Below are 9,813 nucleotides of genomic sequence, written 5' to 3'. Positions count from 1 at the left end.
AATGACGACGGCGGTGCCTCCCCCTGCGCCGGGGGCGCCGCAGTCGGGGGCTCCCCGCCCCCACATAGACTGGGTCCATGAACTCGGAGACTGTGGTGACCCTCCTGTGTGGCCTGGCAATTGTTGTAGGCGTGGCCGGCACCGTCATCCCCGTACTTCCCGGCAGCATCCTGATCGGAGCAAGCCTGCTGGCATGGGCCATCTGGGGCGGAGCGGGCACGGCGGGCTGGGTGGTCTTCGCCATTGCCATGGTGTTCGTGATGGCCGGTATGGCGGCAGGCGCCGTCCTCACGGGCAGGAAGCTCAAGGAACACGCCATACCCAGCAGGAGCATCGCCGCCGCACTGGTCACGGGCGTGGTGGGAATGTTCATCATTCCCGTGGTGGGACTTTTCGTTGGTTTCGCTGCCGGCCTCCTGCTCAGCGAGTTCCTCCGCACCCGGAATATCGGTACGGCGGCGACCTCCAGCTGGGCCGCCCTCAAAGCAACCGGGCTGGGCATGCTCGCCGAGTTCGGGCTGGCGTGCCTGGCCGCCAGCACCTGGGTGGTCGGCGTCTGGATCGCCGCCAACAGCTGAAGCGCTTGCGGGCCGGATGCGCCAGGGCGTACAACGGCACCATGACTGAGCGAACTTCGCCCCGTGGGCATGTGCAAGCCTGGATGGACAAGTACCAGGCCGCGTGGACCAGCAACAAGCCCGAGGACATCCGTGCACTCTTTACCGCGGATGCGCGGTACGAGACACGGCCCCATGACCCCCAGGCATGGCAGGGGCAGGATGGAATCGTCGACGGCTGGCTCGCCGCCCGCGATGAGCCGGGCGGCTGGACCTTCGCCTGGGAGCTGTTGGGTGTGGACGGTAACACCGCCTTCATCCAGGGCGTCACCACCTATTCGGGCGAACGCCCCACCTATGACAACCTCTGGGTCCTGCGCCTCGACCCGTCCGGCCGGGCTTCCGCTTTCACCGAGTGGTTTATGGAAAGGCCCTGAGCTAAAGGCCCAGTCCTCCCAGTTTGTCCCCGAGGCCCCCGGGAAGCTTCCCCAGCAGATCGGCGGGATTAATGCCCAGCTTGGACAGAAGTCCGGCATGCTGGTCGGTGTCCACCTGGTCCGGCAGCTCGGACTCGGCCTGGGCGGCCTTGTCGTTGTCTCCCTGGTTCCTCAGGAGTTCGAGGATCTGGGTCTTGTCGATTTGCATGGCGCTCTCCTTTGCTGATGACGGACTGCTAGGGGTGCCTACCACCCTCCCGGAAATCTTCCCTTGGAACAAGGGCAGGCGCGGCCGGCCGTGACCACAGAGGTACCTTCGGTGCCTGCCCCGGCTGCCGGAAGTCCCGGTTAGCATGGAAAGATGACCGCCGGGGATACTGCACCAATCTATTGGGACAGCCGGGACCTCACGCCCTTCGGCCAGCCCCAGCTGCGCACGCCTGTCCACGACCTCGCCGGGGGGGTGGGCGGCCTGCTGACCGGTGTGCTCGGCGGCCGCAACCCGGCGTTGCTTTCTGTGGACGGGGAGGTCCCGCGGCTGAAGCGGATGCTGCCCAAGCCGGCCAAGGCGGTGCATGAGGCGGTCTTCACGAGCCGCCAGCCCGAACAGCTGATCACGCTGGCGCGCGCCTATCCCGGATGGGCTGGCCTCTGCTACCTCATGTCCGGGCTGCTCGTCTACAAGCAGGGCGGCTACCTGCGCGCATCGGAGCTCCTCCAGCGCGGGCTGACCACCAGAAATGAAGACGAAGCCAACCGCTACTCGTCCACATACCTCACCAGGATCGTCACCCGCATTGAACTGGCCGAGCGTGTGGAGATCCCGGTCCTGTTCAGCGAGGAGTCCGTGTTCCTGGCACTGGCACACTCATTCCGGGAGACGGGGCGCACCGAAGCTGCGCTGGACGCCCTCTCCGGGCTGCCGCCGTCGCTCCCCATGGCCTTGGCGCGCTGCTCGCTGGCGTTGACCCTAGGCCGGAGCCGGACAGTGATCGACTGGACCGACGGCCTGCTCAACGCGGACGATCTCTCTGCCGCACTGTTGCTGGTGCGTGCCCGGGCCCTGCGGCGGGAGGGCCGGCTTGACGCGGCGAACCAGGCGCTCGCAGAGGTCCTGCGGCGGCGGAAGACGCACCTGACCCTGCGGAACGACGCCCTCACGGACCGGGCGCTGCTGCTCCTTGATTCCAGCCGAAGGTCACTCAATCCGAGGGACTGGGGAAGGCGGCACGAGGACCCGGTGCCGCAGCGGGAGATCGCAGCACCCGTTCCCATCCGCAAGGACGAGGAGATGCGCCGGATTTGGGAACAGGACTGGAAGAAGTTCAGCGACGAATAGTTCCCTGGCTACTTCCGGTGAGCCGAGCCGGGCCCCGGAAGACAGGGGCAGGAGCTGTTCGCCGAGTAGAACGGCGCCCAGCACCACCATGATTGCCGCGCTGGCCAAGGACATCGTCCGCGCAGCTCCCGGCCGGTTCTGCAGCAGGGTACGGGACAACAGGGCGACCGCGGTATACGCGAGCCCTGCGAGGAGCACAAAGGTCATGCCCAGCAGGCCGGACTGACCGTTGACCCTAGCTACCGGCGGCTGCGCGATCGGGAGCAGTCTGGCGTGATCCGAAGGCTATTTGAAGAACCTGAAGTCCAACGCGGGTCCGCCGGTCTAGCGGTCAGTTGTTGAGCAACCCGGTAGTGCGGTATGGGATGACCTCACGGAGGAACATGCTCGTGGAGGTCCGCACGATGCCCGGGCAAAGCCTGATTTCCTCTGAGACCCGGTAGAGGTCGTCCGGGCTGGTGGCGACCACGCGGATCAGCAGATCGGTATCCCCGGCAGGCGCGTGGCATTCAAGCACCTCGGGAATCTTGCGAAGCGCCGCAATGGCCTCGTTGAGGTGGCTCTGGTCCAGTTCGGCGCTTACGGAAGCGGCCACCCCGCGCCCCAGGGCGGCGGGAAGCACCCTGCTGCTGTTGGGGCGCAGGGCTCCGGACGCCGTCATCCGTTCCAGCCTGCTCTGCACCGTACCGCGGGCCAGGCCCAAGCGCTGCGCCAGCACCATGATGGGAACCCGGGGGTCATCATCCAGGCCCTGCAAAATGCGCTTGTCGGTGGCGTCCAGTTCCTGCAATGTGATCAATTCCTGTTGGTGCGGCCGGTTGCAACTAGTCAGACTGATCAACCGGCGCTTTGCTTGTTGTCCCAACTGTAGGGTGTCTGCTCAAATAGTGGCAACGAAGGCAAAAGCTACCGCTGCTTCCCTCAGGCTGACAGGCTGCCGGCACACCCACCGGAAACTGGACACCGCTTCCCGCAAGGAGGCCGCCGCTGATTGACACTTGTTCACACCACGGTCACTCTGCAAACACGGCAAGAGCCCCTGAGCCACCCGCACCGGATTCCCGATGTCGGTAGCTGAGGGGCTCTTGTATTGTCCCTGCACACCTTCCCGTCCCGCATAGGGTTGACCCATGACCTCCGCAGGCCGCTTTGCCCCCAGCCCCTCCGGCGACCTCCATGTAGGGAATCTTCGGACGGCGCTCCTTGCCTGGCTGTTCGCCCGCTCCACCGGCAGGAAGTTCCTGCTCCGTGTGGAGGACCTTGACCGCGCACGCGCCGGTGCTGAAGCGGAGCAATTGCGGGACCTGGAGGCTATCGGTGTGACGTGGGACGGCGACGTGGTGCGCCAGACTGCCCGCGGCACCCTCTATGCCGAGGCAATTTCCCGTTTGGAGGCTGCCGGACTGACCTACGAGTGCTTCTGCACCCGGCGGGAAATCCAAGAGGCCCCGTCTGCTCCACATGCGCCCCAGGGTGCCTATCCGGGGACCTGCCGGCGCCTCGATCCCGCTGAGCTGGAATTCAAGCGCGCCACCCGGCCCGCTGCGATTCGGCTGCGCGCCGGCGTCGCGCAGTTCACGGTCCGCGACCTGCTTCACGGGTCCTATGCCGGCTTGGTGGATGACTTTGTGCTGCGGCGTAACGATGGTGTGACGGCGTACAACCTCGCGGTGGTGGTGGACGATGCGGAGCAGGGTATCGACCAGGTGGTCCGTGGCGACGACCTGCTCCCGTCCACGCCCCGGCAGGCCTACCTTGCCTCGCTGCTGAGTATTCCTGTCCCGGAATATGCGCATGTTCCCCTGGTGGTGAATGCCGACGGCATCCGGCTGGCAAAGCGGGACGGCGCGGTGACGCTCCGGGACCTGGCGGATGCGGGAAGCCCCGCCCATGCAGTGCGGGACCGGCTGCTGGGGTCTTTGGGGCTGCCGGCAGGTCCACTTGAGAACGCGTTAGGGGCCTTTGACCCGTCCATCCTCCCGCTGGAGCCGTGGGTGTGGATCGGGATGGAGGCTGCGCGGCGCTGATTCCCCGGCTGTCCACAAAAAGCAGGTTTGATGCGTGGTCAGCTCTCGTTGACGACGCCGGGTCCGTATAGGGCAAGCAGTAGCTGCCCGGGACAGTTGGGGCCCGGTTGAGCCTCAGCAGCCGGTTCAGCCTACGCTTAGGACATGTCAGACCAGCATGCCGCGGAGCAAAGCCCGGCGCCCAAGTTCACGGTAGAGACAGCCAAGGTACTTGCCGAGGTGGCCCACAACCGGCAGAAGGACAAGCTGAAGCGCCCGTACCGGGAACACGTCCTCGCCGTCGGCGACGCCCTGGCCGACTTTGATGACGACATCCGGATAGCCGGGTACCTGCATGACGTCGCCGAAGACACTCCGATAACCCGCCAGGCGTTGCTGGACATGGGTGTGTCCGAGCGGGCTGTGGAAATCATCGAACGCGTCACCAACCGGCTGCACGAAAACCCGGACGACTACCAGGCCGGGATCCGCGAAATCGCCGAGGACCATGATGCGGCATTGGTCAAGATCGCCGACAACGCCCACAACTCACTGCCGGAGAGGGTCCAGGCGTTGGCGGAGAAATGGCCGGACAAGCCCCCTGTCACCAAGTACCGCGACGCCCGTCCGGTGCTGTACGCCGCCGTCGAGGTGGAGGAGGCCCGGAAGATCCTCGCCCGGGTAAATCCTTGGCTGCTGGAGGAGCTGGACAACCAGTTGGACGAGGAAGATACCACTGACTACGAAAACCTCTCCTACGGGGAGCCGGACGCCCTTGGTGAGACGGCCTCCGATGCTGGGACGGCCCGGGAGCAGTAGCCTCTGCCTCCACAATTTCTCAAGGTCCCCGTCCACCGGCCGGAGAGGCGCGGCGCTCATCGATCACGATCGGAACGGTGAGCGCCAGCCGCATAGTCACATAGCCGCCCACCATGACCGCGTTGGCTCCGTTTGATCCAGGCCCAGACCACGGCGAACATCGTCAAGGAGACAACCAGCAGGTCCGCCGAAATGTGCTTCCGCGACAAAGATTACCGCCCGGGGGGCCGGCTGCCGATACTGGGCCGGTGAGGAAGGCGGGTGCCTACACGCGGCCCAGGGCGCCGATGTCCTCCAGGAAGTCCTGGTGCACTTCCGCGCTGACGGTGGTGCGGGTGTCACCGATGGCGTACAGGTAATCCTGGGTGGAGGGGCCTTTCCGCATCGCCTCCCGGACGGAAAGCGTGCCGCCGGAGGCGAGTCCGCCGTCGCTGTCCGTGCCGTAAACAACGTTTTCCAGCGCCCGCTGGGAGGCGCTGCGGGCGGCGTACTCGATGTCCGCGGGGGAGAAGCCCTCCGTTTTTTCCACCAGCAGCTCCACGTCCACGTCATCCACCACCGGGGCGGGGATGAAACGCTGCCACATGGCCTCGCGGGCCTGCCGGTCCGGCAGCCCGATGGGGATGACGTAGTCAAAGCGGCCGTGGCGCAGGAAGGCGGAGTCGAGGGCGCGTATGAAGTTGGTGGCGCAGACCAGCAGCCGGCCGGGCTGTTCGCGGAAGGCCGGGATGATCTTGAGCAGTTCGTTGGTGACGCCCTGCAGCGGCGACGGCGGCTCCCCCGAGCGCTGGGAGGCGATCTCTTCCACCTCGTCAATGAACACCACGGCATGTTCCAGCTCTGCGATCTCCAGGAAGGTTTCGCGGAGGGCGCCGGCCAGGCCTTGCGGGTCGGCGGCCAGCCGGGAGGGGAACACCTCCACGAAGGGCCACTCCAGGCGGGAGGCGATAGCTTTGGCGAAAGTGGTTTTGCCGGTGCCGGGCGGGCCGAAGAGCACCACGGCGCGGGGCGGGATGACGCCGAATTCGTCGGCGAGGTCGGCCTCGGCCAGGGGAAGGACGAGCCGGCGTTCCAGCAGTTCCTTTTCCTTGCGCATGCCGGCCACGTTTTCCCACAGGTCCCGGGCCAGGACGCGGCCGCCGAGCTGGCCCAGTGCGCCGAGCTCCTGCCGCTGGACGGGGATGGTCCGCTCGAAGTAGCGCAGGTTCTTCTTCAGCGCGAAGCCGCGGCCCAGAAAGGCCTCCACCCGCGTTTCGGACTCCGGCATCAGCGCGGAGAGCTTGTTCAGTCCGTGCGGGGCCATCCGGTTTTCGACGGCGGCGAGCAGCGAGGTGCCGATGCCGCGGCCGCGGTATTCAGGAAGGGTGGCAAGGAAGACGATCCAGCCCTGGTCGTGGGCGGCGCGTCCGACGGCGGCACCGACCACCTGATCGCCCTGCACCGCCACCACGGCGTGGTCCTTCTCGCAGGACGCGAGGACTTCGGACAGCGCGTACACGGGCTCGACGTTGTGCGACTTGAGGGTTTCCCAAAGGTGCAGGATCCCGTCGAGGTCAGCTGAGTGGAAGTCCCTGATCCGCCAGTTGGTCATGCCGTCTCCCGGTTTGGTTCGTCGTTGAACTGCTCAGTTAGCGCTACCCTTACGGCCACAAGGCCAAGGGGCGCTCTGCTGAGCATAGGGGATCAGCTCCCCGCCGGGAGGTGCAGGGGCGTTGCGTTACGCGAGTAGCGGGCGGGCTTAGAGCTTCACGGCGGCTTTGCCCTTGGAGCCCTTCCACAAGTGATGAGGGCGGTGGCTCACGTCGGCGTGCACCACCAGGACGGGGCATGCAGCGTGTGAGACGCATACTGAACTCACAGACCCAAGGTGCATACCAATAAAGCCGCCGTGCCCGCGGCGGCCCACCACCAGCAGGGTGGCGTCAGCACCAAGTTCCACAAGTTTGGCCGGTGCCGGGCCCCGGACTGTCTCCTGACTTATGTCCACGGGGGCGTCGGGCCCGAACGCTTTGCCCAGTGCCTCGGCCAAGGTATGCGCTGCGGCTGCTTCGAAGGCGTCAAAGTCGGGCGGGACGTAGCCAGCGTAGATCTGCGGGAAATCCCAGCAGGCCACAGCGTGGATCCGCGCGTTAAGGGCGGGCGCGAGTCGGGCCGCCAGGCGCAGCGCCTGCACCGAGGAATCGGAGCCGTCCACGCCTACAACAATTTTTGGTTCCGGGTTGTCCATCACGGTTCTCCTTCAACGATGGAAACCAGCGACGGCGGCACTCCGGGCCCCGGAATCGGAACGGGTGTGCCGCCGTCGGGCTATGCTGCCTGATCAGACCTTGATGGGAACGGGGTGGACCTCGTCTGCGGGGTGACCCGCACGCTCATGGATACGCCGAACAGCATCTGCTGAGGGGGCCTCCGACAGGCAATAGACCAGACCCGATTCGGGGTCGGCCCAGGCAGATTTGAATTCAACGCTTTCGTCGCTTTGAATCGCGACATCGGCGTCATGGGCCGCTTGAAGGGCCTCCTTGGTGATTCCGTTCATGTTGCGGTGAACATCCATAAATTCCGGCATGAAACTGATGCTCCTTAACTGGATTCGCCGTTGAAACGGCGGGATGGGGCCGAGGATAGACCTGAGCATTGCGCGCGTCAAGAGGTTGCGCACGACGGCGGCATGCCGGTTTCGCTGGCAGGTAACAGGGGGTAGGCCCGGCCGTTGAGTGTCCCCTGCCCGAGGAGTAGCGTGACCCACATCACTCGCACCCGTTCAGGAGCAACCATGCCACATCTGGGATGCCGGCTTGCAGCCATGACGGCCGCGCTGGCGATGAGCGTGACCACTGGAGCATTAGTAAGCCCGGCCTCCGCCCATTTGAGGGAGGCTGACACCTTCGAAAAGACGCCCACGGCGGCGGGGTACGGCGGCGCCGTCAGCACGGTGGATCTGGACGCCTCTGCGGCGGCCATCAAAGTGCTCCGCAAGGGCGGCAACGCCGTTGACGCCGCTGTCGCCGCCGCAGCCACCCTCGGCGTGACAGAGCCCTACAGCGCCGGTGTCGGCGGTGGCGGCTACTTTGTCTTCTATGACGCGAAGAGGGGCAAGGTCAGTACCATTGACGGCCGCGAAACTGCCCCGGCGGCGATGCCGCGGGATGCTTTTGTTAAACCCGGGACCGCCGAGGCGTATCCGTTCACCAAGCAGGCAACCAGCGGGATTTCCGTCGGTGTTCCCGGGACGCCGGCAACGTGGGAGCGGGCACTGGAGCGGTGGGGAAACCTGAGCCTTGGCGAAGCCCTGCGGCCTGCTATTGAAGTGGCGGAAGAAGGGTTTGTGGTGGACGAAACGTTCCGCCAGCAGACAGATGAAAACGATGAGCGTTTCAGGCCGTTCGCCGCGACTGTGGAGCTGTTCCTGCCGGGAGGCCAGCTTCCTGTGGTCGGTTCCATCCTGAAGAACCCTGACCTGGCGGAGACATATCGTGTTCTGGGCCAGGAAGGAACCGACGCCTTCTATGAAGGCCCGATCGCAGAGGAGATCGTTTCCACCGTCCGGAACGCACCCACAAACCCGGATCCCAATACGCTGCCCGGACCTGCAGGCGTTATGACAACCGAAGACCTTGATGACTACAAGGTTTTGGACCAGGATCCCACCCATGTGAACTACCGCGGCTACGACGTCTACGGCATGGCGCCCTCCAGCAGCGGCGGCACCACTGTTGGCGAAGCCCTGAACATCCTTGGGGTGTTTGATCTCCCCGCTCTCGCCAACGACAAGCCAAAGGTCCTGCACCACTACCTTGAAGCAAGCGCACTGGCATTCGCGGACCGCGGAAAGTATGTCGGTGACCCGGCATTCGTAGACGTTCCCACCGAGGAGCTGCTGGACCCCGTCTTCGGCAAGGAACGGGCCTGCGAAATTGACCCGGCCAAGGCTGCCCCGAAGCCGGTCGCTGCTGGAGACGTGGGGTCCTACGATGGCACGTGCCCCGTTGAACCGGCGGCGGTTTCGGGCAATTCGGACACGGAGAACGTGAACACCACCAACCTGACCGTTTCCGACAAGTGGGGCAACGTGGTGGAGTACACGCTCACCATCGAGCAGACGGGCGGGTCCGGCATTGTGGTCCCGGGCCGGGGTTTTATTCTCAACAACGAGCTCACCGACTTCTCCCCGGTGTACAGCGAAACCGACCCGAACCGCATCGAGCCTGGCAAGCGACCCCGCTCGTCCATGTCCCCGACAATAGTTCTGAAGGACGGCGAGCCCTTTGTGGCACTAGGATCACCCGGTGGCGCAACCATCATCACCACGGTGCTGCAGACACTCATCAACCGGATCGATCTCGGCATGAGTACACCTGACGCACTTGCTGCGCCCCGCGCTTCGCAGCGCAACTCGGCAACCCCACAGGCGGAACCGGCATTCATTGCCGCCTATGGAGACCAGCTGACGCAGTACGGACACCCGGCGTTCAGCTCCGTTGCGGAACTCGGCGCAGCCACGGCCATCGAGTTCCTCCCTGACGGAAGGGCAGTGGCTGCGGCCGAACCGGTGAGGCGCGGCGGCGGGTCCGCGATGGTCGTCAAACCGTCACCCTAGCCCCACCGGAAGCTGAATAACGACGGCGGCACCCCAGGTTCTGGAATTTCAGAAC

At 65.3% G+C, this 9,813-nt stretch carries 11 protein-coding genes and 1 pseudogene; 6 read left to right on the top strand and 6 right to left on the bottom strand.

Annotation, left to right across the window (positions count from 1 at the left end):
* Positions 1–77: 77 nt before the first annotated feature.
* Together AC5RWX_RS26265 and AC5RWX_RS26260 are read left to right on the top strand one after the other, a co-directional pair.
* The gene (locus AC5RWX_RS26265) at positions 78–578 is read left to right on the top strand and encodes a DUF456 domain-containing protein (RefSeq protein ID WP_494099211.1); all 501 of its coding nucleotides are present in this window, start codon (positions 78–80) and stop codon (positions 576–578) included.
* Between the two features lie 41 nt (positions 579–619).
* Positions 620–994, top strand: coding sequence for a nuclear transport factor 2 family protein (locus AC5RWX_RS26260; RefSeq protein WP_494099210.1), 375 nt, complete (start codon positions 620–622; stop codon positions 992–994).
* A 1-nt stretch (position 995) separates the two neighbouring features.
* Here the strand turns inward: AC5RWX_RS26260 and AC5RWX_RS26255 are convergent, their stop codons facing one another.
* Positions 996–1,202: a hypothetical protein gene (locus AC5RWX_RS26255; protein ID WP_458780199.1), complete on the bottom strand. Its 207-nt coding sequence runs from the start codon at positions 1,200–1,202 to the stop codon at positions 996–998.
* A 153-nt stretch (positions 1,203–1,355) separates the two neighbouring features.
* Between AC5RWX_RS26255 and AC5RWX_RS26250 the strand changes: the two genes are divergently transcribed.
* Positions 1,356–2,333 (top strand): hypothetical protein, encoded by a 978-nt coding sequence (locus AC5RWX_RS26250; RefSeq protein WP_494099209.1) that lies wholly within the window; start codon positions 1,356–1,358, stop codon positions 2,331–2,333.
* A 33-nt stretch (positions 2,334–2,366) separates the two neighbouring features.
* Here the strand turns inward: AC5RWX_RS26250 and AC5RWX_RS26245 are convergent.
* A pseudogene (locus AC5RWX_RS26245) lies at positions 2,367–2,558 on the bottom strand (LysE family translocator); the annotation flags it as partial.
* Between the two features lie 106 nt (positions 2,559–2,664).
* Positions 2,665–3,123 (bottom strand): Lrp/AsnC family transcriptional regulator, encoded by a 459-nt coding sequence (locus AC5RWX_RS26240; RefSeq protein ID WP_494099213.1) that lies wholly within the window; start codon positions 3,121–3,123, stop codon positions 2,665–2,667.
* A gap of 340 nt (positions 3,124–3,463) precedes the next feature.
* On the opposite strand from AC5RWX_RS26240, the gene gluQRS reads away from it, so the two are divergent.
* Both gluQRS and AC5RWX_RS26230 read left to right on the top strand, forming a co-directional pair.
* On the top strand, positions 3,464–4,360 hold the full coding sequence (gluQRS, locus tag AC5RWX_RS26235) for a tRNA glutamyl-Q(34) synthetase GluQRS (RefSeq protein ID WP_494099208.1): 897 nt from the start codon (positions 3,464–3,466) through the stop codon (positions 4,358–4,360).
* A gap of 144 nt (positions 4,361–4,504) precedes the next feature.
* Entirely contained in the window at positions 4,505–5,158 is a 654-nt protein-coding gene (locus AC5RWX_RS26230) for an HD domain-containing protein (protein ID WP_494099207.1), read from the top strand.
* 265 nt (positions 5,159–5,423) lie between these two features.
* On the opposite strand, the gene AC5RWX_RS26225 is transcribed toward AC5RWX_RS26230, so the two are convergent.
* From AC5RWX_RS26225 to AC5RWX_RS26215, 3 genes are all read right to left on the bottom strand, one after another.
* Positions 5,424–6,749 (bottom strand): ATP-binding protein, encoded by a 1,326-nt coding sequence (locus tag AC5RWX_RS26225; RefSeq protein WP_494099206.1) that lies wholly within the window; start codon positions 6,747–6,749, stop codon positions 5,424–5,426.
* A 147-nt stretch (positions 6,750–6,896) separates the two neighbouring features.
* Positions 6,897–7,385, bottom strand: coding sequence for a universal stress protein (locus tag AC5RWX_RS26220; protein WP_494099205.1), 489 nt, complete (start codon positions 7,383–7,385; stop codon positions 6,897–6,899).
* Between the two features lie 93 nt (positions 7,386–7,478).
* Positions 7,479–7,727 (bottom strand): SCO4226 family nickel-binding protein, encoded by a 249-nt coding sequence (locus AC5RWX_RS26215; RefSeq protein WP_104043720.1) that lies wholly within the window; start codon positions 7,725–7,727, stop codon positions 7,479–7,481.
* A gap of 207 nt (positions 7,728–7,934) precedes the next feature.
* On the opposite strand from AC5RWX_RS26215, the gene ggt reads away from it, so the two are divergent.
* Positions 7,935–9,758: a gamma-glutamyltransferase gene (ggt, locus tag AC5RWX_RS26210; RefSeq protein WP_494099212.1), complete on the top strand. Its 1,824-nt coding sequence runs from the start codon at positions 7,935–7,937 to the stop codon at positions 9,756–9,758.
* Positions 9,759–9,813: the final 55 nt, after the last annotated feature.

This window comes from Arthrobacter sp. SPT-J7 (assembly GCF_059089965.1).
The sequence above is the reverse complement of the archived record's forward strand: the minus strand, read 5'-3'. Positions and strand labels throughout refer to the sequence as shown.